The sequence below is a fragment of the Paenibacillus tuaregi genome (assembly GCF_900086655.1).
Taxonomy (GTDB): domain Bacteria; phylum Bacillota; class Bacilli; order Paenibacillales; family Paenibacillaceae; genus Fontibacillus; species Fontibacillus tuaregi.
Genome location: NZ_LT575476.1, coordinates 5374891 through 5400493, shown reverse-complemented (window position 1 = coordinate 5400493; position 25603 = coordinate 5374891). Strand labels below are relative to the sequence as shown.

General features: G+C 45.2%; 26 protein-coding genes and 2 pseudogenes. 25 read left to right on the top strand and 3 right to left on the bottom strand.

Annotated elements, in window-relative coordinates; translation table 11 throughout:
* The first annotated feature begins 42 nt into the window (after window positions 1-42).
* Complete coding sequence (locus BN6628_RS24315; RefSeq protein WP_068621409.1) at window positions 43-1761, top strand: S41 family peptidase; 1719 nt, start codon at window positions 43-45, stop codon at window positions 1759-1761.
* 65 nt (window positions 1762-1826) lie between these two features.
* Here the strand turns inward: BN6628_RS24315 and BN6628_RS24310 are convergent, their stop codons facing one another.
* Window positions 1827-2711, bottom strand: a complete 885-nt coding sequence (locus BN6628_RS24310) for a LysR family transcriptional regulator (protein WP_068621407.1) — start codon at window positions 2709-2711, stop codon at window positions 1827-1829.
* 110 nt (window positions 2712-2821) lie between these two features.
* On the opposite strand from BN6628_RS24310, the gene BN6628_RS24305 reads away from it, so the two are divergent.
* Both BN6628_RS24305 and BN6628_RS24300 read left to right on the top strand, forming a co-directional pair.
* On the top strand, window positions 2822-3226 hold the full coding sequence (locus tag BN6628_RS24305) for a tautomerase family protein (protein ID WP_068621404.1): 405 nt from the start codon (window positions 2822-2824) through the stop codon (window positions 3224-3226).
* Between the two features lie 3 nt (window positions 3227-3229).
* Complete coding sequence (locus BN6628_RS24300) at window positions 3230-3562, top strand: carboxymuconolactone decarboxylase family protein (protein ID WP_068621402.1); 333 nt, start codon at window positions 3230-3232, stop codon at window positions 3560-3562.
* Between the two features lie 74 nt (window positions 3563-3636).
* Here the strand turns inward: BN6628_RS24300 and BN6628_RS24295 are convergent, their stop codons facing one another.
* On the bottom strand, window positions 3637-4206 hold the full coding sequence (locus tag BN6628_RS24295; RefSeq protein ID WP_068621401.1) for a DUF4062 domain-containing protein: 570 nt from the start codon (window positions 4204-4206) through the stop codon (window positions 3637-3639).
* Window positions 4207-4398: 192 nt separating this feature from the next.
* Here BN6628_RS24295 and BN6628_RS24290 point away from each other — a divergent pair, with 192 nt between their 5' ends.
* The 18 genes and pseudogenes from BN6628_RS24290 to BN6628_RS24205 all read left to right on the top strand — a co-directional run bounded on the left by BN6628_RS24290 (window position 4399) and on the right by BN6628_RS24205 (window position 21314).
* A complete protein-coding gene (locus BN6628_RS24290) occupies window positions 4399-5607 on the top strand; it encodes a hypothetical protein (protein WP_068621399.1) in 1209 nt (402 codons plus the stop codon).
* A gap of 57 nt (window positions 5608-5664) precedes the next feature.
* On the top strand, window positions 5665-6744 hold the full coding sequence (locus tag BN6628_RS24285) for an ankyrin repeat domain-containing protein (RefSeq protein ID WP_068621397.1): 1080 nt from the start codon (window positions 5665-5667) through the stop codon (window positions 6742-6744).
* A gap of 31 nt (window positions 6745-6775) precedes the next feature.
* On the top strand, window positions 6776-7387 hold the full coding sequence (locus BN6628_RS24280; RefSeq protein ID WP_392397671.1) for a hypothetical protein: 612 nt from the start codon (window positions 6776-6778) through the stop codon (window positions 7385-7387).
* A 60-nt stretch (window positions 7388-7447) separates the two neighbouring features.
* Window positions 7448-8383 carry a LytTR family transcriptional regulator DNA-binding domain-containing protein gene (locus BN6628_RS24275; protein ID WP_068621393.1) on the top strand — a complete coding sequence of 312 codons (936 nt, stop codon included), beginning with the start codon at window positions 7448-7450 and terminating at the stop codon, window positions 8381-8383.
* 178 nt (window positions 8384-8561) lie between these two features.
* Window positions 8562-9407: an ABC transporter ATP-binding protein gene (locus tag BN6628_RS24270; protein WP_068621391.1), complete on the top strand. Its 846-nt coding sequence runs from the start codon at window positions 8562-8564 to the stop codon at window positions 9405-9407.
* Window positions 9404-10114, top strand: a complete 711-nt coding sequence (locus BN6628_RS24265) for an ABC transporter permease (RefSeq protein WP_068621389.1) — start codon at window positions 9404-9406, stop codon at window positions 10112-10114. The genes BN6628_RS24270 and BN6628_RS24265 overlap by 4 nt, the downstream gene beginning before the upstream one ends.
* Window positions 10115-10554: 440 nt before the next feature.
* Window positions 10555-11928, top strand: a pseudogene (locus BN6628_RS24260) (amino acid permease).
* A 360-nt stretch (window positions 11929-12288) separates the two neighbouring features.
* Window positions 12289-13284 carry an SIS domain-containing protein gene (locus tag BN6628_RS24255; RefSeq protein WP_068621387.1) on the top strand — a complete coding sequence of 332 codons (996 nt, stop codon included), beginning with the start codon at window positions 12289-12291 and terminating at the stop codon, window positions 13282-13284.
* 149 nt (window positions 13285-13433) lie between these two features.
* On the top strand, window positions 13434-14261 hold the full coding sequence (gene frlD, locus BN6628_RS24250; RefSeq protein WP_068621384.1) for a fructoselysine 6-kinase: 828 nt from the start codon (window positions 13434-13436) through the stop codon (window positions 14259-14261).
* Window positions 14258-15076: a fructoselysine 3-epimerase gene (frlC, locus tag BN6628_RS24245; protein WP_068621382.1), complete on the top strand. Its 819-nt coding sequence runs from the start codon at window positions 14258-14260 to the stop codon at window positions 15074-15076. The genes frlD and frlC overlap by 4 nt, the downstream gene beginning before the upstream one ends.
* 32 nt (window positions 15077-15108) lie before the next feature.
* A complete protein-coding gene (locus BN6628_RS24240; protein WP_068621380.1) occupies window positions 15109-15960 on the top strand; it encodes an amidohydrolase family protein in 852 nt (283 codons plus the stop codon).
* Window positions 15961-15977: 17 nt separating this feature from the next.
* Window positions 15978-16403, top strand: coding sequence for a secondary thiamine-phosphate synthase enzyme YjbQ (locus tag BN6628_RS24235; protein WP_068621378.1), 426 nt, complete (start codon window positions 15978-15980; stop codon window positions 16401-16403).
* A gap of 96 nt (window positions 16404-16499) precedes the next feature.
* On the top strand, window positions 16500-17225 hold the full coding sequence (locus BN6628_RS24230) for a GntR family transcriptional regulator (protein WP_068621376.1): 726 nt from the start codon (window positions 16500-16502) through the stop codon (window positions 17223-17225).
* Between the two features lie 106 nt (window positions 17226-17331).
* Window positions 17332-18054, top strand: coding sequence for a GntR family transcriptional regulator (locus BN6628_RS24225; RefSeq protein WP_235847697.1), 723 nt, complete (start codon window positions 17332-17334; stop codon window positions 18052-18054).
* 149 nt (window positions 18055-18203) lie between these two features.
* Complete coding sequence (locus BN6628_RS24220) at window positions 18204-19160, top strand: quinone oxidoreductase family protein (protein WP_068621374.1); 957 nt, start codon at window positions 18204-18206, stop codon at window positions 19158-19160.
* Between the two features lie 3 nt (window positions 19161-19163).
* Window positions 19164-19601, top strand: coding sequence for a MarR family winged helix-turn-helix transcriptional regulator (locus BN6628_RS24215; RefSeq protein ID WP_068621372.1), 438 nt, complete (start codon window positions 19164-19166; stop codon window positions 19599-19601).
* Window positions 19602-19816: 215 nt separating this feature from the next.
* A complete protein-coding gene (locus tag BN6628_RS24210) occupies window positions 19817-20614 on the top strand; it encodes a hypothetical protein (RefSeq protein WP_068621370.1) in 798 nt (265 codons plus the stop codon).
* 277 nt (window positions 20615-20891) lie between these two features.
* Window positions 20892-21314: a tetratricopeptide repeat protein gene (locus BN6628_RS24205; protein ID WP_068621368.1), complete on the top strand. Its 423-nt coding sequence runs from the start codon at window positions 20892-20894 to the stop codon at window positions 21312-21314.
* 122 nt (window positions 21315-21436) lie between these two features.
* Here the strand turns inward: BN6628_RS24205 and BN6628_RS26745 are convergent.
* Window positions 21437-21739 (bottom strand): annotated as a pseudogene (locus tag BN6628_RS26745) (exosporium protein C); the annotation flags it as partial.
* A 98-nt stretch (window positions 21740-21837) separates the two neighbouring features.
* On the opposite strand from BN6628_RS26745, the gene BN6628_RS24200 reads away from it, so the two are divergent.
* From BN6628_RS24200 to BN6628_RS24185, 4 genes are all read left to right on the top strand, one after another.
* Window positions 21838-22743, top strand: coding sequence for a helix-turn-helix domain-containing protein (locus BN6628_RS24200; RefSeq protein WP_068621366.1), 906 nt, complete (start codon window positions 21838-21840; stop codon window positions 22741-22743).
* A gap of 259 nt (window positions 22744-23002) precedes the next feature.
* Complete coding sequence (locus BN6628_RS24195) at window positions 23003-23770, top strand: GNAT family N-acetyltransferase (RefSeq protein ID WP_068621364.1); 768 nt, start codon at window positions 23003-23005, stop codon at window positions 23768-23770.
* Window positions 23771-23827: 57 nt separating this feature from the next.
* A complete protein-coding gene (locus BN6628_RS24190) occupies window positions 23828-24718 on the top strand; it encodes a Vgb family protein (RefSeq protein ID WP_068621361.1) in 891 nt (296 codons plus the stop codon).
* 180 nt (window positions 24719-24898) lie between these two features.
* Entirely contained in the window at window positions 24899-25600 is a 702-nt protein-coding gene (locus BN6628_RS24185) for an aspartate/glutamate racemase family protein (RefSeq protein ID WP_068621360.1), read from the top strand.
* Window positions 25601-25603 lie beyond the last annotated feature (3 nt).

The window sequence follows — 25603 nt, the reverse complement described above, 5'->3', positions numbered from 1 at the left end:
TCTTCTGAGTATGCCGCAGCGGCGGCTGCTAGGAGAACATGAATGGAGGAAACGGAAATGAGTGTTATCGGTACGATCGATTCGGTTAAATGGCTGACGGTTTGGGAGCTCATGATGTGCATCATCAATTTATTCGTATTGACGGTGTACGCGGTGCTTATCAAGAAGTATTACAGGTGGTTTGACTTTTTACCCAGCGTAGGTGTGCTCGCAGCTATTGCAAGTGTCCTGTCCGGGGACATGACCCTTCTGGCTCTCATCATCGAGTTGCTGACTTTGCTTGTATTTCTATGCACAATTAGGAGACTGTTAAAGCCTAAAGTCTGGACGGCTCCGAAAAGGACAGCATTCAGGATCGTTCGGAGCGTAATCTGTATATGCGGAGTTGCTCCCATGGTGTTTGCGTTAGCCAATGCGGGGGTAATGCGGTACAACCCGGTCAGCGATTTTAGCGGCATGAGCTATTCCAAGGCGTTCGTTGCCATGAATGAAAGATTGTCGCGGGAATATCCGTTTGGGGAATGGAAGAGCATCGACTGGAATGAGCGCCAAAGCAGGTACGAGCCTATCTTCAAACAGGCCGAGAACAACAAAGACTACGACTTGTATTATAAAACGTTAAGAGAATACCTGTTTTCGCTGCGGGACGGCCATATCAAAATCGTTAATGATAATGTGTACGATGGAAATAAAGTATTCAAAAAGGAAGTTGGCGGCGGCTTTGGATTAAGCACCGTCCAATTGGATAACGGCAAAGTTCTCGTAAGTCTGGTTTTGGAGAATAGCCCTGCGGCCAAGAGCGGAATGAAGCCTGGTGCGGAAATCGTCACCTGGGATGGGAAAACAGGAAAGGAAGCGTTCGACCAGGCAATTTGGAGCGAGAACGGCATGGCTACGGATGAGGTGAAGAGGCTCAATCAGGGACGATTTATGGTGCGTGCGCCCATCGGCAAGGAGGTACAGATTGAGTTTCGCAATTGGGGAGAGTCTCAGCTGACCCGAACGAAGCTGACGGCTTATGACGATCAATTCGAGACGTTGAAGAAGACGAAAATCAAACTCACCCAAGCTGATCTGGAGGCTTCCCCCATTGAGGGTAATATCCTGGGCAGCGGTTATGGATATGTGAAAATCAAACATTTTCTGCCCAATTCAAACGGCACCTCACCTGAAGAAAGCCTGGCGGACCTATTGAACATGTTCCAGGACAGGCACGTTAAAGGCTTGATCATTGATCTGCGGAACAACCCCGGCGGGGACGATCAGCTTGCCGCCAATCTGGCCGGGTTCTTCGTCAAGGAGACGAAACACTACGAATATGTCAGTTATTACAACAGATATACGGGGAAGTTTGAACTGAACCGGAATGAAGTCATCAAGGTCAAGCCTGCACAGCCTTATTTCGACGGTAAGGTGGCCATCTTGATCAATAGCAGAACCGGAAGCTCGGGGGAAGGAATGCCTCTTGTTCTAAAAGGCATACCCCATGTCAAGATCGTAGGGTTCACCTCAACGGCCGGCTCATTCGGACTCATGAGCAGCCCAATCGAGATCAAAATGCCGGAAGGCTACGCCATCCAGTTTCCAGATGGAAGGTCGCTCAATCAGGACATGAAGGTGCAGGGGGATGCCGACAATACCGGAGCAGGGGGCGTGGTTCCCGATATCAAAATCCCCCTAAATGAAGAGACGTTCAAAGCAAGCGTGATGGAGGGGCAAGACATTGAGCTGGAGTACGCGATCGAAGCGATGGGGAAATAATTAGACGACGTAACATCAGTAGGGCGCAACTTCTGTCAAAATCCCTTACACACAGAGACCAACAGCTATTTCTTATTGTCGAACTCCTCTTTAATCAATCGTTGAAGGAATCGTATAGAAGATTCAGCAGCGTAATCGTGATGGCGAAGCTGTAGAAATCCGATAGGGATGTCGGCTAAATCTACCTTTACGTCAATTCTTCTGACTTCCGGAATTAACGGAGTGGTCTCCAGTACAACGCCGATCGCGGGTGTCTTAATGACGTAATGGGGGATAGCGGAAATCTGGGTTATCATGTTCAGTTGAAGAGGCGATTCTCTATATTGGGATAGAAATTTAGAGAACTCCAAGTGATACAGGCATGTGCTTCCCCCTGTAATGATTGGATAGGTTAGGATGTCCTCGAAGGGGATATGACTCCTTTGGCACAGCGGGTGATTACAATCCGCGACGAGAATCGTATGCTCATGATAAAGAGGCTCGAAGTAAAAGGCAGATGACTCAGGCGGCTCTCCACAGATGGCAAAGTCGAGTTCGTCTCGCAGAAGGGATTGTGTGAGAAAGTCGGTATTTCCCGTTACGATCTGGTATGCCATACGTGGCTTTTGTTGCTGGAATCTGCGTATGGATTCGGAAATCACATTGTCCATTACAGACTCAATCCCGCCGACTCGTATGCTTCCGATTTCGTCGTTCTGCAATGCCTTTGCAAGCTCGGATACATCGTTCCAATGCTGTATTAGCTTGTTCACTTCCGCTGCGAATATCTGCCCGGCTTTAGTTAGCTGTACGTCCCATCCTCTATTGAACAGCTGCACGCCTAATTCCTTCTCCAATCGTTGGATCTGATTTGTTATGGTCGATTGAGCATAATTTAATTTCTCAGCGGCCCGGGAGAAGGTTCCTTCCTGAACAATCATTTGAAAAGCGGTCAGCTCTCTTAAATCCATTTTATCCTCCTTGAATCGAAGAAATCGATTAAGTTCATGATCTTATTCCATTATATAAATGAACGAATGAGAAGTACAATGAAGACATCTAAAGCAAGGAGTGATGCAGGATGCCTTTCATTCGGGTCAGTTATATGGAACAACAGTACAATTCGCTTCAGTTAAAGCAAATCAGTCACATGATCATGGAAGTCTTAATCCAGCATTTCCATGTGCCCGAGGAAGACTTATTTCAAGTGTTCCATGCTCATAAGCGGGATGAGTTTATGTACAGCAGAAATTACCTGAACGTAGAGCGAAGCGACGGATTACTGTTCATTCAAATTACTTGCAAGTCTGGTAGAACAACTGAACAGAAGATAAGCTTCTACGAGACGCTAGCCACAAGGTTATCGACGACCCTCTCCGTCAGAAAAGAAGATGTGTTCGTAGTGCTCCTTGAGAACGAGTTCGAGGATTGGTCGTTCGGGAACGGAGTTGCCCAGATGTTTCAGAGAACAGCAGAGGAGGTATAAACCATGGCGCATCGGAAGATCAAATCCAGCGCAAGGGAATCGTATGGGAATTTCGCTCCAGCATTCGTCAGCTATTCGGAGAATGTGTTATTCGGCGACGTTTGGAGAAGAGAGCAGTTATCATTGCGGGACCGCAGTATGATTACGGTTGCGGCTCTAGTGGCGGGCGGAATGACCGAACAACTCTCATATCATCTGCGCTTGGCAGAAAAGAACGGACTAAGACCAGAGGAAATGGTGGAAGCCATCACTCATCTTGCTTTCTACACAGGATGGCCACGTGCTGCTTCCGCACTCTCGGTTGCCAAAAGCGTCTTGGATCACAACAATAGCTGAACATTATGGGTACAAAATAGATGCTGATCTCAAAGGAAGACAGAAGAAAGGGGCTGGTTGTGCCAGCCCCTCTTTCATTTCCTCCTCTCCAACTCCGCCTTTAATCTTGCATTCTCTTCCATCAGCTTCTGAACGTCCGGAATATCCTTGCCGGAAATCCAGCCATACAAATCGTCTCTTGCTGCATACCCTGGCAATTGATCACGAAGTACCATTTTAATGTGCCGCATATCTTCAACATAATAAATAGGGACTTGCTCCATGACCGCTTGCTTAAACTCTTGAAACTCCTTATAGTACTCAATTGCTGCGAAGTCATAGGGTTTTTGTCTTAATGCTTCATCGGTGACCACAAAAGCAAATCTAGGTTTGCCCGTTTCACCGGCATACTCATATTCCCAATGCGTATAGCTCTTGGATTCATCCTCAGGGAGCGTTAAACCATAGAATCCACCGAGAATCAGGATATATACATCGGACTCGTCAATCCATCTCTTCCTGATTTTCATTGGACTTTCCTTGAAAAATTGCTCGACTCCAGCAGGGATATGACCGGCTTGAAGGATGGCTTCAACAGCGGTATGTCTTTCCTCAATAAGATCATAGTAAGTAGACGATATGTAAATTTGCAGTTTTTTTCTCATAGAATCACCCAAATTTTAGTAATGTTATACATAGAAACTACCACTCTCCCACTTTGCTTGTCAAAATTTACTGGGCTTTTCTTACAATATTCGAAACCTAAACCGTTTATATGAGTACTATCTTCAAGAGGGCCATGCATGACACGTAGTCTTTAAATGGCTTGATAGGATTTAGAAGAAAGGGTGATAGAAATGCCGAGTGATCACCAAGATCGTCCTCCCGTTGGTTCTATTAGAGAAGCGGGTCGTTATGTCATCGACCTGACAGGTCCAGGCAGTCACACGCTGGTAATTCAGCCCGGGGTGGGCAGCCTTTCCATCGGCCCATCGTACTTGGGGAAAAAGGCAGACCTTCACGCCGAGCCCGACATGCGTATAGATTGGAGTGTATTCGATGCCTTTGCCACACCGGCAGGCTCGCCCTGGCCGCGTTTTCTGCATTATACCGGAGGTGACACGGGCTTCTTGGATTGGGCGCAGAAACGTCCCGTTGAAGAGATGACGTGGGCCCCAATCCTGACTGAAGACACGGCAGTGGACGCCAGTCAGTCCCTTTTGCATGGCTTGCATATCGAGTTGGGCCCGTCCGGAGGGCATCTGAACTTGAAGCTTCCGAGGAAGCTTTACCGTTTGGGCGTGTCTGGCAATCTATCATGTCTCTCGGCCACTGGCGAGATGCCAGCTTCTCTGATACTAGCGCCGCGCACCGGCAGACGCAAGGGTGATACCCCTTTCTTGATGCCCGGCCTGGGTGAATTGCAGCAGGTGACAAGCCTGTCGCTGCAGAACGCGCCGCTGGGGCAGCCCATCTCACTAGAGTGTCTAGACCGGTTCCCGAACCTAGACTCACTGAGTTTGTGGGGGAGCTTCTGCGACCTCGACTTGTTGGCCCGGCATACCCGGTTAACGAATCTGGAGCTGCGCTTCATGCCTGATCTGGAGGGCCTTCCGGCCTTGAATGTGTGGCCGCTGCTTGACCATTTTATCGCATACAATGTGGAAGAGGCCACAGGCAAGCGTCTAAGGCAGCAAATGAAAGCACGCGCCAAAACCCGCCCATGGACCGGCCATGCCTCAGTTAGCCAATTGCGTAAGCCTGAGTGGTGGTCCGCCGAGTTCGGGCGCCCCTTCTCGTCCTGGCCTAAACGTCTGGCCAAACTGGCTAACGAGGCTTACAACGTGGCACAGGCAGATTTAGCACAGGCTCGCAGCTTTGCTGATGCCGAGGCGGTTATTACTGCGTTCACCGTGCGCTTCAACACGCTCAAAGGCATCGAAACTAGCGAACGGGAAGACCTTGGGGAAGCCGTTTGGCAGCTCAGCCAGTCTGAGCACCTGATTGGCCAGCCTATAACAGATGAAATGGCTCAACGCTGGTTCGATGCAGCGCGTAATTACTGATACTCAGATTTAACAATTTTCAGCAGGGCTAAAAATTAAGTAATAGGAGTGATATAAGTGATCGTTCTGAAAGGTATAGGGAGATTCAAGGAGCTTCCGGAAATCGCAATGCATATTTACCAAGGTAATATTCCGGCTTTGCATGATGCACTTACAGCAGGCTGGGATATTGAGGAGGGCATCGTACTTAGCAAGCATATCACATTAAGTCCGCTTGATCTGGCGTTTGTATCACAGAGAATGGAGGTGGTAAAGCTGCTGGTAGAGCACGGTGCCAACTTGAATGTCCATCATAATCCGGCCTTTTTGCGAGCTGTCCGCTATGGCAAGGAAGACATGGTCAGGTACATTGCAGCGCAAGGAGCCAAGCTGGACATGCTCAATCAAACGGGGTCAGGTGCATATTTACAAGCCTACTATGGCAACAAAAACAATATCCCGCTTATTCAAGAGCTGGGGTTAGATATCAAGCTGCATGGTGGTGAAGTATTACGTCAAGCCGTATCGGACCATGACCTGAAGACAATCAAGTATTTGCTCGATCAGGGGGTGGACATTAACTATAATCAACCGGACATGGTCTATCCTTATCAAGCGACTCCGTTAACTGTGGCCGCACGTATGGGGAGTCTGACCATGGTCAAGTTTCTGGTTGAACACGGCGCTGACGTTACTTTGGCGGAAAAAGACGGCGATCGGCCGTATACGATTGCGGTCAGCAATAAGAATATAGCCATGGCAGAGTATTTGAAATCGCTGGAGCCGGATGATCTTCACAATGTTGAAAATAAGAAGTATGAGCTGAGCAAGTATAAATTAACCGATGAACTGGTCAGCTTTCTTACAGGCGATGAGCTGCGCCTTGAGCTGGCCCCAAATGAGTATGGAATCGAGCATATCGACTTTTTTACACTGACCGATACGATTGAGATGAAAGTCGGCGGGCTCAAGCTGCTGCGTCTTTCAGCCGATATCGACAATTACTCTGATCTGCAGCTGGTTTGGAATCCAAAGAAAAAAGGCATAATCGGCTGTTATGACGTGGAGCACCAGACCTATGCGGATTTATGCAGCCTTGCGGAGTTCCTTGCGCAGCCTGAAAGGTACCTCATTAATTTTCTTGAGGGAGAGTTGTAGAGTGCCTTCGGACCATCAAACGAAAATTTTAATGGACAGAACAGACAGCATACTTTATTATGCGGCATCTGGCCTGCCGCAAGACCAGGGTGCAGGCTGGATCGGCGGAAATGCACCCGGCTTCTTTGATGATCAAGAGAACCTCATCCACGAAGGCGGCCAAAGATATATTTTTTACTTGAGCCTCGTCCATCCCTTTAAACCGGGGAGCATGATTTCGATCTTCATCCCTGAAGATTATGAGGAGTATTTGGAGAACAACATTTATCCTAATTGCTCGATCAAGGTGATGGAGCATCCTATTTCAACCGAAAGCGTCAAAGATACGTTTACTAACCCAGGCCTTATAAAGCACACCATCTCGGATGGGGAAGTAAGCCATGACGAACCATCGCTGGATCAGCCTTTTCTGATCAAAGTAGGTGGAAGCCCGAGACTTATTCAAAATGAAGACTATTATTTTACGAAGCTGAGGGAAGAGTCATTTTCTTTCTTATTTCAAGTAGATGAAGAGGGTTATCCCGAAACGCTGCTTCAACACGATTATAGTTACCCATTTGGTTTTGGGGCACTATATATTTTCGCCCAAATAGGTACGTCCGAGATACAGCATCCAGTAGCAGGCTTTTGGCAATTCTCTTGATTTAGCGTGGGCCAGCCCTTTCTTTATATATCTTATAGGGGCAATGGCCGGGAGGGCAGCATGCAATTTGAACCAATTTATGATAATGGAGAATTACTTCTACCGAAGATTGAATTAAATATGACCTTGAATGAATCGGTTGGCATTATAACGGACTTGAAGCGAAAGCAGATCTTAATGAATCAATTCGTGAATCATTCCCAATATTATTTATTCCGGGCTGGACAAGCCGAATATATGCATTTAACGGTGGAAGAGCTAATTACTTTTCTAATCAGAGTAACGGAGAGGAGTGACCGTCTTGCACCGTTGATGGATTATTTTTCTTTAAAAGAAGAACGGAAGATAAGGATCAAGAATTTAACCTCATCGAAACGGATGTATGTGACATTGCTGCGTGTCTTTTTTGCGCATCAGCCTACAATCGTGCTGGAGGAACCCTATTTTTACTTGGAAGAGGAGGATCGTCGTCATTTTAAGCGGATTTTGGATGACCTTTCAAAGGAAAAGCAAATTTTAATTTTGACTTCAAATTTAGAAGATGCCCTTATTTCTTGTGATGTGGTTTACCGATTGAACGAAAGCGGATTTCATCCATTGGATATTCGGGACTCCGAAGAGGATAAGCAGGAGGTTCAGGAGCAAGATCAGGCCAATATCACCCTGCAGAAGATTTCTACGAAAAGAAATGGCAAATTGATCTTATTTAATCCGCCTGAAGTCGATTACATAGAAAGTGTAGATGGTTCGATTCTTGTTCACGTAGGTGGAGAAAATTATGATTGTGCTTTGACGCTAACCGAGCTTGAGGCAAGGTTATTAAACTTTGGATTCTTTAGGTGTCATCGCTCCTATATCGTTAATTTGCAAAAAGTAAGAGAGATTATTACATGGACGAAGAATAGCTACAGCTTGCGATTAAATACAGCTAAAGATGCGGTAGTACCGTTATCTCGTTCAAAACTGCATGAATTAAAAGTGCTTCTTAACATTTAAAATGCTTGCATAGCAAACATAACTTCGTAAACATATGACATTTCCGGGGAAATGCCGAACCAATCCAGCAACCAAGAGTACCATTCAGGGGATAATAGCTACATTTCGGCGGCTTTTGATAGCTGGGAGCATACAATCTTTATATGCTTGAGGCATCAACTCTAAGGAAGTGGTGTTTATGGATGTTATTCAAGTAGAACATGTTCGAAAGAGATTCAGAGATAAGGATGCATTAGATGATGTGAGCTTTTCAATTCCGAAAGGTGAAATTTTTGGTTTCTTAGGTCCAAGTGGTTCAGGAAAAACGACACTAATAAAGATTCTAACTGCGCAATTAAGTCCGACAAGTGGGCAGGCAAGTGTATTTAACCAGCCGGCAGAGATGATGCATCAGTCCTCACAGAAGATGCGTTTTGGCATTTTGACGGATAACAGTGGTCTATATGAGAGATTAACGATTGAGGAGAATCTGGAGCTGTATCGTAAGTTATATGATCTTCCTAAATCATCGGTCGATAGGGTGCTGCAGTTTGTTAACTTAAGCGGAGAGCGCAAAAAGAAAGTCAACCTCTTATCCAAAGGGATGCGCCAGCGTGTCCTATTGGCCTGCGCAGTTATCCATGAGCCGGAATTATTGTTCTTAGATGAACCTACTTCGGCTTTAGATCCAGTAAACTCAGCACATATTTATAAAGGCCTACGCTACTTGAATGAGAACGGGACAACGATTTTTTTAACTACGCATAATATGACTGAGGCAGAATTGATGTGTAACCGTGTAGCGATCTTGTATCAAGGACAAGTCCAAACCATTGGCTCACCGAAGGAACTTAAGAAACAGCACCGGGATAACGTAGTTTGCGTGGACTTGATCAATGGGGAAACCTACGAGCTTCCCATCGGTGAGGGAACGGCTGATCAAATAGCGGATTGGATGAAGCAGGGGATCATTGATCGATTAGAAACGAAAGAGCCCAGTCTAGGTGACATCTTTATTAAAATGACAGGAAGTGAGTTACTATGAGTATCTCATTAAAACGTGCCTGGGCAATTTTCGTGAAGGATTATAAAGAGTTTTCACGTAATTATGCGGTCTCCTTTAGTGTGATTGTTCCAATTCTCTTCGCATTTCTTTTTCGAAGTGCAGGCCCGTCTCTGCCTGGAGCTATCGGTTTTCTCCTAAATACTTCGTTTGTGTTACTAACGTGTTTAGTACAAGCCTGCTTGATTGCGGAAGAAAAGGAGCGTAACACTTTACGGTCATTAATGATGACTCCGGCCACGACCATGGATGTTTTAATCGGTAAAAGTACTTTAGTCTTTGTAGTGTCAGCTGCTGCTCTGACCATTGCAATATATATATTGGGTTATAAGCCAACTAGTATGTGGGCGTTTGTGGCAGCAATCATTCTTTCGATTATTCTATATACAGCCGCTGGCACGATATGTGGTTTATTCTCCAAGACGTTGCTTGAAGCCTCATTATCTATCATGCCTGTGGCGCTCGTGTTCACTGGGGCTCCATGGGGAGTGTTATTAGCGGATAATTTTCCGCTCTTTAAAGTGTTGGAGTATGCACCAAGTGTCCAACTTGTACATTTGCTAACTCTACACAATGCAGGCTTTACGACGGGAGATTTATTAAAACCCCTGCTTATTATGTTGGCATGGGCGGCCTTATTAACTATTGCGTCTGTCATGTTGTATCAACGACGGTTAAAGGATGAGTAGGGAATCGAAACCGAGTAACTCTGCAGTCGGCACTTCGGTACGATTGACGAATATAACTTCCATGAGAAGCTAAAAGGCACCGAACCCGGGTGCCTTTTAATTTTGCTCTGTAGATGTTCCATGCCTTGGCGGGCTGTAGGGTGACTATACATACTTGGATATCTAGTTCAAGAATTTCGGAAACAACAGGGGTCGTAGTTAAAAAATCATGAGGAGAAAGCGCATACAATTTTCGCAGAATCTATTGAATTAAGTCGAAGCATGTGCTATTTTGAAGTAAAGTGGTATTAAAAAGTGTATAATTTGATTAATTGTTATAAAATCGTTGGGCTGCCGCACCCAGCATTGTATTATTTAATTAAAATGATACCGCTTACTTTTGGTTTAATACCTTTTTATTTCCTTTTGTTGATAGATTCTTAAAAAGGAGATTAGGTCATATGGCGAGTGAACTTGGGAACGTTGCACAAAGTGTCGAAGAGAAAAGTTCTAGCGGCCTCCAGCGTAAATTAGGTTTAAGTGCTGCCATTGCCATTAGTGTTGGTACTACCATTGGATCAGGCATTTTTTCTTCATTGGGAGAAGTTGCAGCAGCAAGTGGAACAGCTTTATTTGCTGTTCTGGCCTTCTTGATTGGTGGTTTAGTGAATATTCCGGCGAATCTGTGTTATGCGGAATTAGCGACGGCCTATCCGGAGAATGGCGGTTAATATATTTATTTCAGGGAAGCGGGCTCGCGTCCACTGGCCTTTTTATGCGGATGGATTAGTTTCTGGGCTACGGACACACCATCTATTTCCATTATGGCCATTGCAACTACAAGCTATATAGGTTATTTTGTAGGCTTCTCAGGATTAACGATGAAGTTTATTGCGGTTGCACTTATCCTTATCTTTATGTTCGTGCATCTGAGAAGTGTTGAAGGGGGAGGGAAATTCCAGACCTTTATCACAGCATTCAAAATCATCATGTTTGCCATATTAATTGGCGTTGGCTTCTACTATTTCAGCCCTGACTTAATCAGTTCCCCAGTAAAGGCGGGAGCACCGGTTGGCATTATGGCTTTAGTGGCGGGGATTTCAGCAACGACCTGGTCATTTGATGGCATGGCTTCCGTGTGTTATATGACAGGTGAAATTAAGAACCCCAAGAAAACAATGCCTAGAGCGCTGATTATCAGCGGCATTCTAATCACTCTTTTGTACGTCCTATTAAGTGTGGTTATTACAGGCTTATTGCCGATGGATACGTTGGCAACAAGTGGTGCGCCAGTGTCTGAGGCAATGAAGCAATTGCCTGGAATTGGGTCCGCTGCCGGTTCCCTAACCGCTATTATGGCGATTATTGTTATCATTGGCTCTCTGTCCAGCTGTATCATGTTCCAGCCTCGTATGGAATATGCAATGGCTAAAGACGGTTTATTCTTTAAATCCTTTGAAAAAGTCCATCCTAAATGGGGGACTCCCCATGTCTCCATCATCATCCAGTGTGCCTTTGCGATTATTCTCGTATTCGCATCCTCACTCAGCAGCTTACTAGGGTATTTCACCATCGTAGCGTTATTGAAGAACTTCCTTACATTTGGCACAGTGTTTGTGCTTCGCGGGAAGAAATCGGGATACAATCCCATGTGGAGAATGCCGATGGGTTACTTGATGGCGGCAATCGCAATGGTTGTCACGGGAACATTGATTGTCTCCACCTTTTTGTGGGCGCCAATTCCGGGGATCATTTCCGCCATTGTCGCAGTGGCAACAGGTCTTCCAGCATACTTTTATTGGGAAAGAAAAAATAACAAAAAAGAGATCGCTTAGTGTTGATGGCCGATTAATAGACATGGGATTGTTTATCTCATGTCTATTTTTTCGTTATGAAGAAGAGTCTCACTAACAATAAATAAAAGGTGTGATTTTAGATACCAATTATCGCGAAGCGCACCATCAAGCCAATAAAACGTTTACACACTTGATAATTCGTATAAATAATAGGTATTTTTGAAGAATAAAATTGACGGTAAATTAAGCTGGTGCTATAATGCGATTATCAACAAAATAAATTGGTATTAAATAAGTTATATGATATCTAGTTTGTATGAGATTTGATGCGGCACATCTGAATAAATCTCATAGCTAAAGAGAGTAATAACAGTCCTCAGGAAAGGTTGACGATTAGAAATGCTAAAATTTAACGAAGAGAAACAAGTGGAAAGTGTAAACGGAGCCCTTCAATTACGGGGAAGCATTGAGAAGATAGTAGATGAGATTTATGCGGCAGGTTTTGATAATATTTTCTATTTGGGAATTGGAGGAACCTACGCATCAAGCATGCAAGCGGTGACTTACATTACCGGAAAGAGCGCACTGCCAGTATACGTTGAGAATGCAGCGGAATACTTAACTACCGGAAACCGCAAGTTAACGAGTAAATCGGTAGTGATTATATCATCGGTTACCGGAAGTACGGAGGAAATGGTCAGAGCCGTTTCACAGGTGAAAGAAATAGGGGCTCGCATTCTGGGATTCATTGATGTAAAAGATACACCGCTCGCACAAAGCGTCGATTACTTGATTTCATATCCGGCCAACGAACAAATCAAATTTTTTATGGTTGCCGACCGCTTCATGTTTAACAACGGTGATTTCCCGCAGTATGAACAATTCTATAAAGAACTTGATGAACATTTGGCAATAGCGTTAGTCGAAGCGGAAAAGGCGGCTGATTCCTTTGGAATGAAGTTTGCGCAGGATCATAAGGATGATTCCATGCATTATTTCATCGGAGCAGGCAATCAATGGGGAGCGGTTTACTCCTATGCGATGTGTTATTGGGAAGAACAGCACTGGCTTCGTTCGAAGTCGATCCATTCCTCAGAGTTTTTCCACGGAACATTGGAAGTTATTGACCGGGATACAGCAGTCACATTATTTATTGGAGAAGATGAACAGCGTCCGCTATCGGAAAGAGTAGCCGAGTTCTTACCAAGAGTTTGTTCCAGATATACCATTATTGATACCAAGGACTATGAATTAAAAGGAATAAGCCCGGAATTTAGAGGCCGGATCTCTCACTTGGTTCTACGTGCGATCACTTCACGGATTGATGCTTATGTTGAGAAACTCAACTGCCATCCAATGGAAATCAGACGCTATTACCGCCAATTGAAATACTAAGATGCAGAATAAACACACATGAAATCAAAATGACTTCCTGCCAAGCTTTGATTTCATGTGTTCTGTTTTTTAAATCGTATGTAAGCGTTTTATCGGGGAGCTGCGATTAAGGTGGTCGCTGCTGGAACTGGAGAACGAGGAGGTCCAATATGAAATTTGCTGCTATCGGTGACAATTGTATTGATGTGTATGAGCGCCTTAATAAAAAATATCCAACCGGAAACGTAGTGGATACAGGAGTGAATATGCAATTGCTGGGCATCCCGACATCCATTATTTCTACAACCGGAAATGATACAAATGGGGAGTGGATGATTCATACCTTACAAGAGGAAGGAATCGATATTAGTCACTTAAAGGTGGGAGATGGGCCAACAGCTGTGACTTTTATGGATATGGATGGCCTTGACCGTGTACACGGCGACTATGTTGAAGGTGTCCTTGAGACGATGGTTTTCGATGAGGAAGATATCCGGTTTGCGGCTGAACACGATTTAGTCCATACCGCGTTATGGGGGAAGGCCGAGGATACGCTTCCTAAATTGAAGGCCAAGGGGGCAGTCATTAGCTTTGATTATGCCGATCGGTTGGATCATCCCCTTGTCGAGCAGACACTTCCCTATGTAGACTATGGATTTTTCTCTTACAAGAACAAGAGGGATGCTTACATTGAGAATTTCTTGAAGGACAAGACAGACCGAGGCATGAAATTGGCTGTTGCCACCTTCGGGGAACAAGGCAGTCTGGCATTTGATGGCCAAAGTTTTTATGAAGGAACCGTGTATCCTGCGAGAGTCGTCAATACAGTGGGAGCTGGAGACAGTTTTATTGCGGGTTTCTTATTTGCTGTTTTAAAGGGTAAATCCATCCCGGAGGCCTTGGACAAAGGAGCGGAAATTGCCGCAGAAGTGGTGTCCGTTTTTGAGCCTTGGGTGAAGCGGAATTCAATTCATAATGAAATGGGGATTAGATCATGAAGATTGGGTTATTTACTTCAGGTTACCAACGCAATCCGCTCGAACATGCTTTTATAGATGCCAAGAGATTTGGTTACGATTATATTGAATTATGGGGAGGCCGCCCGCATGCATTTGCGCCTGACTTGAAGAATGGCGATATTGAAATGGTAAAGAAACTGATTGATCAATATGAGATTCCGGTCAGGGTCTATACTCCCGAGCATAATGCATATCCTTATAATTTTATGATTGGCACAGAACAAATGAGACAAGACGCTATTGATTATTTGAAGTTATCGATGGAGATGGGCAAGGAAATGGGGGCTGAGTATACGTTGATGTCTCCCGCCCATGCCGGCTATTTAACTTCCGAAGCTGAAATTTGGCAAAGATTGATTCAATCCATGAGGGAATTAACAGATTATGCAGAGAAAATCGATCATAAAATTATTCTCGAGGCCCTCACGCCGATGGAATCCAACGTTTGTACAACGGCTAATGATTTGGCTAGGGTTTTTGGACAAGTAGAGTCCAATCATTTAGTGGGCATGTGTGATATTGTGCCGCCATTCGTCCAGCATGAAAGCATGATGGCTTATTTCGATAAATTGCAGGATAAGATGCAGCACCTTCACATCATTGATAGTGATGGAACGAGTGATACTCATATGATTCCTGGTGAAGGCGTGCTGCCAATGAAGGAATTATTAATGGAGCTCAAAGAGAGAGGCTACGATGGTACAGCAACTATTGAATTAGTAACCGCCTATATCAATGAGCCAAGATTATTTGCCCGCCGGGCCATTAATAATTTAAGATCACTAATGGACTAACTGCATTTAAATAGGAAGAAAGAGTGATTACCATGTTTATCGATATGCACGTTCATCCGGACTTTTATGGTTTGATCAATGGGGATGAGCAGCGATTGGAATTCAGACATAGAGTGCTGAATATTCACAAGAATGGGACCCCGCCATTACAGCATATTTTTAATCAAATGAAGTGTGCCGGCTTGGATAAGCTATGTCTGCTGCCCCAAGACTATACAACTGTGGAAGGGGCGGCAACGGTCACCAACGAGGAGATTAGAGCCATTGTCGACCAGGCTCCAGATCGATTTTTTGGTTTTGCCAGTGTTGACCCGTTCGACCCGAGCGCTGCCGAGAGACTGGAGAAGGCTTTCACCGAGCTGGGACTCCTTGGGCTGAAATTAAACCCAAGCAAGCAGCGATATTATCCTGCTGATCCTAGGCTAAAAGATATTTATGATATTTGTGAGAAGTACGATAAGCCGATTATCTTTCATAGTGGTTTGTCATGGGAACCAGGAACCTTATCGAAATATTCAAGGCCGGTTGAGTTTGAAGAACTGGCTGACAGCAGGCCGAAATTAAGGATTTGTCTCGCGCATTTTGGCTGGCCATGGGTGCAGGAGACAGCTATGTTAATGTTGAAATATCCAAATGTGTATGCAGATACAGCAATTTTATATTTTGATAATGCCAAAGAATTCTATACTCAAGTTTTTACGAAAGATATTCCTTCGACATGGATCGACCGGAGCTTAAGGCATCAAGTCATGTTTGGCAGCGACAATCCGCGTTTTGAGCAAATTAGAATGGCTGAGGCGTTAAATCATTTAGGGTTCCGGGAATCGACCGTGGAATTGATTCGTGGAAAGAATGCCTTGGAATTTCTGGGATGCTCTTTGTGAAAGGAGGAATATGAGCCATGCATGTAGACAGTATCACGATCCTCACAGATAAATACAATCAGTATTTTGTAATCACAGACGAGATTGAGCGGATTGTTGCCGAAAGCGGGATTAAGAGTGGTGTGGTCACAGTCCAAACGAAGCATACGACAACAGGGATTACCGTCAATGAAGCATTAGAATGTCTTGAGAGTGATATAGACGAATTTTTAAAAAGAATGGTTCCGGAAGATCACCCCTATGCCCATGCCCGTATGTTAAAAGACTATGGTTCTACAGCCGGCAATCCAACAGGACATATCAAAGCGTTGCTGACAGGCAATCATTGCCACTTTCCGATTGTGGATGGAAGGATGGTTCGGGGTGGGGCGCAGGAGGTATATTTCTGTGAATTTGATGGCCCGTCGGAGCGAACGATATTGATTTATATACAAGAGGGATAAGGGCCCGGGTAGGATGAACTGTTTTATTCGCCTCCACTCTTTATGATATATTTTAAGTAGTTATGCAGGTCAAAAGTGTGGAGGAACGCACCGGTTATGGACAACAGTTATTTAAAACCACGCGAAGAAGTGGTGGAGAAAATAGAGTATTTTATCGATCAAAATGAATTGCGCCCCAATGATAAGCTTCCATCCGAAAGGCAGCTTTGTGAGGTTCTGGGGACAAGCAGAACGACCTTGCGCAGCGCGATCAAGAGGCTCATTATCGAAGGGGTTCTCTACAGCAAACGCGGGGCCGGGACATTTGTCTCGCCCGGAAAACTAGTGCAGAACCTGCAAAATATACAGTCCTTGTCGAAAAGCGCAATGGAAGCCAATAAAACATTAACAGCAAAAGTGTTATATGCGGACATCATGGAATGTAATAAAGAGTTATCCAAAAGGATGAAGTTAACACTTGGCAGCAAGATTTTCTGTCTACAGCGATTAAGATTAATAGATGGGGTCCCGGTTACGATTGAACTGTCTTATATCGACTATTCATTGTGCAAAGGCATTGAGCAATATGATTTTTCCCAGGACTCCCTTTATAAAGTTTTAGAAGAAGTCTATAACGTGGATATTGACCACGGTACAGAATCACTAAGTGTTACATTTGTGAGTGAGCAGGAAAGTGATCTCCTGGAGGTTGAGAACGGGACCCCTGTTTTCTATGTTACCGGTCATGTATATACTAAAAGCGAAAAGCCGATTGAATATTATAAATCCATCAAAAGAGCAGACCTAATCCGTTTCTCTTCCGTACTTAAACATAAACATTAAGCGGCCAGCAGTAACTGTACCGATTTGTATAAGCAATTAAGGGAAGTATAAGCAATGCAGGGGCGCGTGATCATGAAATTTATTCGAAAGTGAGTGAGAAACGTCTTTGTCTAATATAGATTATCAATCTCCGATGTACTTGCAGCTGAGAGAAATTATCCGAACGAAAATTGAAGACGGTGAATTTCCTCCGGGTACGGCGATCCCCACCGAGCATGAACTGGCGAAAACCTATGGCATTAACCGATTGACCGTTCGAAATGGCATTTCCTCTCTTGTTAATGAAGGCTTGCTGAAAAGAATACAAGGGAAAGGCGTATTTGTCCTAGGAGAGAAAAGAGAGCACGATTTGGAAACCCTGGAAGGTTTCTCGCAAATGGTCAGAAAGAAAAATGCGAATCCTTCCTTCCAAATTCTGACGAAGTCCTTGCGAAATGCAGAACATAAATACAGCAAGATTTTTAACATTCAGCCAGGGGAGCAGATCTTTTACATTAAACGGGTTGACTATATTGATAATGAACCCTACTCGCTGGAGGAAATCTATATACCACACCATGTTGTTCCTCAATTGGGGGATATTGATCTAACCATTTTCTCTGTATATGAGATTTATGATTTTTATAACATTGAGATTTCATATTCGCAGCAGACGCTTGACCTCACTCAATTGGATCAATCAGATGCCCGCTTCTTGGACATTGATTCCTCTGCTCCGTTATTGTTATTTACTAACACTAGCTATAATGAGGCAGACACTGTAATTGAATATTCAAGAAGTTACACACGCCCGGATAAAGCTAATTATAAGGTGCATTTCAAACGATAAAAATGAAGATGGATAGTATGGTAATTTATTTACTGTATTATCCATTTTTGATTTTCCATTAATAAATGTGCATTTTGCACACAACTAGTGGTATACTGATTTATGTGCAATATGCACATAATATGGAATGAAAGAAGGGTGCAATAACAATGAAGGCAGCAATCGTAAAGGAAAAAGGGGCCATACCTGTAATCGGTCATATGGATTTCCCAGTTGCGACAGATGGGCTAGTTGTCATTAATGTTTCGGCGGCAGGCCTAAGCCGGGTCAGCAAGTTCCGTTCCATGGGTATGCACTACTCATCTGAATTCAACTTTCCAATTGTAGCCGGTATGGATGGTGTTGGAACGATGGAAGATGGTTCGCGTGTTTACTTTGCGCTGTCTGCTGCACCTTATGGCAGCTTGGCTGAGCAAACCCTAGTTAACAGAAAGCTGACTGTCCGTTTACCAGATGGCCTTGATGATGTCACTGCTGCCGCTATCGCCAACCCCGGTATGTCCTCATGGGCTGCATTGGTGTACCGGGCTGGCTTTAAATCCGGTCAAACAGTATTGATCAATGGCGCTACGGGTGTATCCGGTAGTTTAGCCGTTCGGATTGCTAAGGGCCTAGGGGCCAAGAAGGTCATTGTAACGGGACGCAATGAATCGAAGCTGCAGGCACTTGAAGCCGATGAAGCCATTGCATTTGATATGACAGCCGACAGCGGACAAAAAAGGTTTGAAGACAACCTATTGCCAGTTATTGCTGAAGGTGTTGATGTGATCTTGGATTACCTCTGGGGCGACAGCGCACTTGCCATCATGTCAGCTCTTGCTAAGACCCATACGAATCGTGTTGCCCGCTTTGTAAGCATTGGAACCTCATCCGGCCAAGAAAATATTCATTTGCCTTCATCTGTATTACGCTCATCCACAATTGAGCTCATAGGCAGCGGGGGAGATAGTGTCTCTAAAGCTGACATGCTAACTGCGGTTAGAGGTGTTTTTGAAATGGCTGCCGAGGGGAAGTTAACCATTAATACAGCTGAGTTTGTTCTTGAAGAGATTGAAGAGGCCTGGAATGCCCCGCTGTCGCCCCGTCCAGTTGTAAAGGTGAAATAAAGAATGATGGAAAATGAGATTTTTAGAGCACTTATTGATATATACTCCCTTATCAACCGGCCAGATCGCGATAAGAAAATGGTTGCACATGCTGGCGTAAATTTGGAGGCTGCAGCTTTTCGCGTCTTCGTTGGCATCGGTCATCTAGGACCGACAAGTGTCGGTGATTTGGCTGACATGATGGGGAAGAACTATTCGAGCGTCAGTCGGCAGATTGATAAGTTAGAGACCGCGGGGTTGGTTCATACTTATCCATCAAGCTCAGACTCCCGCATTCGTGTATCAGAATTGACGAAATACGGGCAGGAAATCAACGCCAAGATTAACCTCACCCGTGAGCGTATTATGCGTGAAGCTATGGCTGATTGGTCTGAGGAGGAACAAAGCGACTTATTGAATCATTTAAGACGATTATTCGAATCTATGAAAAAGTTCGATTAGATTTGTTAGTTGTTTCCTATGTAATTCAGCTCGGTTATTTCAATTGACAGCATTTCCCTCCGTGTGTTAGGGTTGCTTCAAAAAGATCATGTCCAGGCCTTCGGGCGGAATCCGCCTGGGCATGGTCAGAAGCGCCACATGGTGGTCGCTGCCTCGTGCATGCTGCCCGACTGGAAGGCGCGTGGCTCTTTATCTATGGCATAGAGGTGAGAGATATGGGTACGGGCTTGGCCATGTATGACACAAATGAAGTTACCCCGATGGAGGCTTGCATTGCTGGGGAGTCCTTCTTTGAGGCCATCGGTGCAAAGGTTACAGCTGCCTGTTATTATACATACAACAAGGATGAAGACGAACGTTATGTTGATTTGATAGAGACCTCGCTTTCAGAACTCAAGCGTAAAATAATCTCTAAAGAGGTTACGGCGTTTCGATTATATAATGAACAGATTGGCCATTCCCCATGGTTTGCATCCTTTGGGTATATGAACGATGAGTTTGGCAGCTTTCATCATATCGATGCCCAGTGTGCTGTGCCTATGGATGACATATATACAAATTTCATCGGTTTTGTGGAGGATGTATCGAAGAAAATCAGCTGTCCGTATGGAATTGTTTATGCTGCCCCAAAAGTGTCCGATGCCTTTTATTATGCTCAGGGTGAGAATCTGGTCAAATTATTTCCCTACGAGAATCCTAGGATTTTCAAAGAAGAAACTCCTGGGAGATTTAAAGGGAAGGCTCGTTACAGGGGAGACATGCTGAGAATGGTCTATCCCTGCAATTTGATCAACGGGAACCATCTTCATATGAAAATTCAAGGCATGACGCTTGGAGAGTGGATTGTTAAAGAGGGGGGCCGCGGCTCTCTAAGGAAAATCAGCCATGACTTGTGGCTGTGGGAGATTGGAAGGGATGATCTTGAAGGCGTAAGCAGATGGTGCGGAGAAGCCGGAATCCTGCTAGCCTGGAAGCCACCTGTTCCAACAAAGCCACCCAGAATGTTGCCTTAGAGCAACGGTAATTCGCAGCTATATAAAATGAACTTTAGAATTAACCGATCTCAGCGGAGAGGACGTGTGATTCTGAAGAAGCGGAGCGTCCGCCTTTGTCTCCGAAATGCCCCTACTTGGAGATCTAGTTCAAGCATTTCGGAGACAACAGGGGTCGTAAGAACACTCGGCATCGCAGCGCTCCTAAAGGGTAACCTTCATAAGTTCATTTTATATAGTAAAGAGTGAATCCATGCGGCAGCTTCAAATCCAATAGAATAGGATAGGAGAGATGACGGTGCAACTTTCAGATTCCACCCATGCCGAAATTACCGCGCTGTGTAAACAAGGTGATGATTTGGTGAGGGCAGGCGATCTTGACGCGGGCAAGAAGAACTACATCGCGGCCCTCCGATTATTGCCGGCAGATCACCGTGAATGGGAGGCTGCAACGTGGATATATGTGGCGATTGGGGATGTCCATTTTAAAACAAAGAGTTACGATAAGGCATTCAAGTGTTTTTTTAATGCTGTTCAGTGTCCGAAGGGGCTTGGGAATCCCTACATCCATCTTCGGCTAGGGCAAATGTATTATGAACAGGAGAACCTTGAAAAGGCGGCAGATGAGCTGACCCGGGCGTACATGGGTGCCGGGATTGCAATTTTTATGGAAGACGACCCCAAGTATCTTGAGTTTTTGGAGACAAAAATAGAGATTTGAAGCTCCAGAATAAGAAGTCGACTTAGATTAGAGAACGGCCATCCGCAGCTTCTCAATACAAAAAAACAACCATTGCTGACTCTTCGTCGTCGATGGTTGTTTGTGTTAGCGTAGATTCGCTCACTAAAGGATATAGGTCCTACAACATCTACTCTTGTATTTGCAGTACGGTTTTCTGCGGTGACTGTGTAAGAATGAGTACCTGCTTTTACATTTCTATCTTCAGCTTGGAAGGTAATTGTATAATTTTGCTCGGAGCCTTTAGATTCGATCCCTTGCTGGGTGTTGAAAATTTCTGTATTCCCGCGGAAGACTCTAAAGCGGATTTGCCCAATGCCTGTGACTCCTCTGACACCAACGGTTGCCACCAAATCTACCCGGTTCGGTCGAGCATTCGCCGGAATCTGTATCGGGATCGATGCTATGCCAGATTTTTGTTACATCTATCTTTGGATATGCAACTGGAATCAAATATGCCGCATTCGCTGGTGATATGATTTAGTGGAAAGGAGGGAGCACTTCCATGTACGAATGGAACGAAATGGTGCAGCTTATGGTGGATTGGGTGGAAGCTAACATCACGGAGAGCAAGTCTCTATTAACAATGTCGGAGCAGTTAGGGTATTCCCCCTATTATTGTTCCAGGCAGTTCAACCAATTAACTGGAATGACATTACGCGACTATGTCTGGACCCGGAGAATCAGCCGTGCCGCTCTGGAGCTCCGTGACACGGACCAGCGGGTTCTGGATATTGCCGTAAAGTACGGATTTTCATCGCAAGAGGCGTTTACACGAGCATTCAGCAAGGCTTTTCATCTTACTCCTACAGCCTACCGGAAAGAGCCCCGACCTATTAAGCTGGCCATTCGTCAGGAGGTATTCTCGCCTTATCATTATTGGATCAAGGAGCGCGAAAAGATGAGCAATGTACACTTGAAGCCGGTTGAGACCAAGGTCGAGTTCATTCCGGCCCACAAATTCATCGGGATCTGGGACATTTCTGTGCAAAACTATGGGGACTTCTGGAACCATGGCCACAATTGTGATGAAGTTAGTGGTACGTTGGAGAGTATGTCGAACCACGTGCTGCCCGGCCAGCTCGGTCAGACGGCGGGGTGGTTTTATCAGAATGGTCAGAAGGGGTACTTGTATGGAATCCTCGTTCCATCGGAGTACGATGGAACCATTCCAGCGGGAATGGAATGCAGGGATATCCCTGAGTCGGAGTATTTGGTCTTTTTCCATCCGCCATTCGATTATCTGAAGGATAATGGGGCTGTGATGGGCGCCGTGGAAGAAGCTGCAGCGAAATTCGACCCCAAAGAAATGGGGTATGAATGGAATGAGGAGATCGGACAAGATTATCAGAGGCATTTCCCGGAAGGGTATGGTTATGCGGTGTTACGGGCGGTAAAAAAGAAGATTTAGTTGTGAATGAGGTATTTTAGGGACAGGGCCTTCCGAAGGAAGGCCTTTAAACTTGCCTCTGCAGATATTTTGGTGAACCGGAGGACCTTCTGGACCACCCTATAACATAAATCGAATATGCAAGGAATGGCCGTTTCCACAGCCGATCTCCAGCATCTGTTCATACAGTTTGGTTATAGTAGAAATTTCTTTTGCCTTTCCTACCAGCAGCTAATAAGCTGAACCTGTTATGAAATAGCGAAAGGTAGGGGTATGCCATTTGAGAAAAGCCGATTTGATTAAGCTCCTCAATAAAGAGCAGCGGATAGAGGCTGATTATCCGGGAGTACGCAAGGAGTTTGCGGGTCCTATTATCCGATCATTGTCTGTAGATGGCATTGATAATTGTATCATCTATTCCGAGCTAGACGATCGGAACGCGGATGAGGCGATTGAGGATCAGCTTCGCTATTTTGGGCAGCAAGGAATGAAATTCGAGTGGAAAGTTTATGATTTCGATCGTCCGCACGACTTGAAGGAGCGGCTTATCGCCAAAGGCTTTAATCCAGGGGAAGCGGAGGCTCTCTTGATCCTGGAGCTGCAGCCTGACCATGAACTGCTCCAGCTTCCTATTCCGTCGTCGATCCGCCGGGTTACGGACAGTGGTAAGATTGATGGGATTATAGCTCTGGAAGATTCCGTCTGGGAAGAATCCCATCAGGAATTGGGTGAACGGTTAAAAGACGAGCTCTCCTCCACTCCTGAACAGCTTGCAATATTCGTTGCTGAACATGAGGGGCAGACGGTATCGGCGGCTTGGATGTATTTTCATGAGGGAACCTCGTTTTGCAGCTTATGGGGAGGCGCCACTTTAGAACTTTTCCGAGGTCAGGGACACTATAAGGCCCTCCTCGCCGCACGGGCTCAGCATGCTTGGAGTCACGGCTACCGGATGCTTATGGTAGAGGCAAGTCCGATGTCACGTCCGATCTTGGAACAGAAGGGCTTTGTCTTCCTGGGTTATTCTTACCCGTGCATGTCCCCGTGATTATTAAATCACAAATCTTTAATTCAACAATGACTTTTCTCCTGGGAGGTAATATATATGACGGTGATGATCTATGAATATATAGTCAAAACGCAAGACTCGGGGCCATACGGAATAACGAGGGGAAAAGACGGTGCCATGTGGTTTACGGCACAACGGGGCAATCGAATCGGGCGGATAAATGCTGCAGGCGAGATAACTTCTTACTCTCCACCGACAGAGAATGCCGGAGTGATGACGATTATATCGGGTCGGGGCGGCGACTTGTGGTTCACGGAGTATCAGGCCAATAAAATCGGGAGAATGTCGCTGGATGGCTATTTTACAGAATATGAACTTCCTATCTCAAATTCAGCCCCTTTCGGCATAACGGAAGATAAGGAAGGTGCAATTTGGTTTACAGAAATGAATAGCGGCAGAATCGGAAGGTTAACCGTATCTGGGGAGATGACCGAGTTCGAGCTGCCCAGCTCAAATACATTCCCTTCATTCATTGTTCCCGGCTCAGATGGGGCGTTATGGTTTACACAGAATCAGGGGAATTCGATTGGGAGAATCACCCCCGAAGGGGATATAACGGAATTTCCGATTCCAACACAGAATTCCGGCCCTGTAGGTATTACGAGCGGCCCTGACGGGGCATTATGGTTTGTGCAGATTATGGGCAATAAAATCGGAAGAATGACAACTTCAGGCGAAGTAACCGAATTTAGAATACCGACACCGAATGTCAAGCCTCACGCTATCATTTCCGGGGACAATGAGGATCTTTGGTTCACAGAATGGGGTGGCAACAAGATCGGGCGAATTACGGTTCAAGGAATGATTACAGAGTATCCAATCCCCACGGAACACGCAGAGCCTCACGGTATAGCGATTGCTGCAGACGGCGAAATTTGGTTCGCTGAAGAGTGCAACCAAATTGGGCGCCTCATCATCTCTTCATAACACTATGAGCCGATGCTCCAGGCTGCCTCGCTTGCATATTTTTCTGAGTAAAGAGGATTCTAGAAAAGCAGTTCAGCGAAGGCACCCGATTGGGTGTCTTTCTAAGGAGAAGTCCGTCTTTTTACAAACACGAAATATTTATGCCAAAATAAGATAAAAAGGACGGGGTGTGAGCAATCAGTGAAAACAATAGGACTTATAGGCGGAATGAGTTGGGAGTCATCCATGCTCTATTACCAAATCATCAATGAGAGGGTTAAAGAAAGAAGAGGTGGACACCACTCGGCAAAGAGCCTGCTGTATTCCGTAGACTTCCAGGAAATCAAGGATTTCCAGGATCAAGGGGACTGGACAGAGGCGACGAAGGTTATGATTGAATCGGCACAGAAGCTTGAAGCAGGCGGAGCTGATGTCATAGTTATATGTACCAATACGATGCACAAGATGGCCCCGGAAGTGGCGAACTCCGTATCCATTCCTTTACTTCATATTGCAGATGCAACAGCAGCCAAAATTGTTAGCGACCAAATCAAGAAGGTCGCCTTGCTTGGGACTGCTTTTACTATGGAGCAGGAATTCTACAAGGGCAGGCTTAAGAGTCAGTTTGGACTTGAGGTTGTTGTCCCGGATGAAGCCGACCGGGCAGTCATTCACGAAATCATTTATCAGGAGCTTTGTCTTGGCATTGTTGATGAACATTCAAAGAAAAAATATCTGGATATTATTGACCGTCTTATCCAAAAGGGAGCGGAAGCTGTTATTCTCGGATGTACGGAAATCACCATGCTTATCTCACAAGAAGACTGCAGTATCCCGGTTTATGATACAACACGGCTTCACGCTGAGGCAGCGGTTGATTTTGCGTTAGGAGACAAGGCGTAAGAA

Coding starts and splice junctions, on each gene's coding strand:
- BN6628_RS24315 (WP_068621409.1), top strand. CDS start 43: ATGGAGGAAACGGAAATGAGTGTTATCGGTACGATCGATTCGGTTAAA.
- BN6628_RS24310 (WP_068621407.1), bottom strand. CDS start 2,711: ATGGATTTAAGAGAGCTGACCGCTTTTCAAATGATTGTTCAGGAAGGA.
- BN6628_RS24305 (WP_068621404.1), top strand. CDS start 2,822: ATGCCTTTCATTCGGGTCAGTTATATGGAACAACAGTACAATTCGCTT.
- BN6628_RS24300 (WP_068621402.1), top strand. CDS start 3,230: ATGGCGCATCGGAAGATCAAATCCAGCGCAAGGGAATCGTATGGGAAT.
- BN6628_RS24295 (WP_068621401.1), bottom strand. CDS start 4,206: ATGAGAAAAAAACTGCAAATTTACATATCGTCTACTTACTATGATCTT.
- BN6628_RS24290 (WP_068621399.1), top strand. CDS start 4,399: ATGCCGAGTGATCACCAAGATCGTCCTCCCGTTGGTTCTATTAGAGAA.
- BN6628_RS24280 (WP_392397671.1), top strand. CDS start 6,776: ATGGACAGAACAGACAGCATACTTTATTATGCGGCATCTGGCCTGCCG.
- BN6628_RS24275 (WP_068621393.1), top strand. CDS start 7,448: ATGCAATTTGAACCAATTTATGATAATGGAGAATTACTTCTACCGAAG.
- BN6628_RS24270 (WP_068621391.1), top strand. CDS start 8,562: ATGGATGTTATTCAAGTAGAACATGTTCGAAAGAGATTCAGAGATAAG.
- BN6628_RS24265 (WP_068621389.1), top strand. CDS start 9,404: ATGAGTATCTCATTAAAACGTGCCTGGGCAATTTTCGTGAAGGATTAT.
- BN6628_RS24255 (WP_068621387.1), top strand. CDS start 12,289: ATGCTAAAATTTAACGAAGAGAAACAAGTGGAAAGTGTAAACGGAGCC.
- frlD (WP_068621384.1), top strand. CDS start 13,434: ATGAAATTTGCTGCTATCGGTGACAATTGTATTGATGTGTATGAGCGC.
- frlC (WP_068621382.1), top strand. CDS start 14,258: ATGAAGATTGGGTTATTTACTTCAGGTTACCAACGCAATCCGCTCGAA.
- BN6628_RS24240 (WP_068621380.1), top strand. CDS start 15,109: ATGTTTATCGATATGCACGTTCATCCGGACTTTTATGGTTTGATCAAT.
- BN6628_RS24235 (WP_068621378.1), top strand. CDS start 15,978: ATGCATGTAGACAGTATCACGATCCTCACAGATAAATACAATCAGTAT.
- BN6628_RS24230 (WP_068621376.1), top strand. CDS start 16,500: ATGGACAACAGTTATTTAAAACCACGCGAAGAAGTGGTGGAGAAAATA.
- BN6628_RS24220 (WP_068621374.1), top strand. CDS start 18,204: ATGAAGGCAGCAATCGTAAAGGAAAAAGGGGCCATACCTGTAATCGGT.
- BN6628_RS24215 (WP_068621372.1), top strand. CDS start 19,164: ATGATGGAAAATGAGATTTTTAGAGCACTTATTGATATATACTCCCTT.
- BN6628_RS24210 (WP_068621370.1), top strand. CDS start 19,817: ATGGGTACGGGCTTGGCCATGTATGACACAAATGAAGTTACCCCGATG.
- BN6628_RS24200 (WP_068621366.1), top strand. CDS start 21,838: ATGTACGAATGGAACGAAATGGTGCAGCTTATGGTGGATTGGGTGGAA.
- BN6628_RS24190 (WP_068621361.1), top strand. CDS start 23,828: ATGACGGTGATGATCTATGAATATATAGTCAAAACGCAAGACTCGGGG.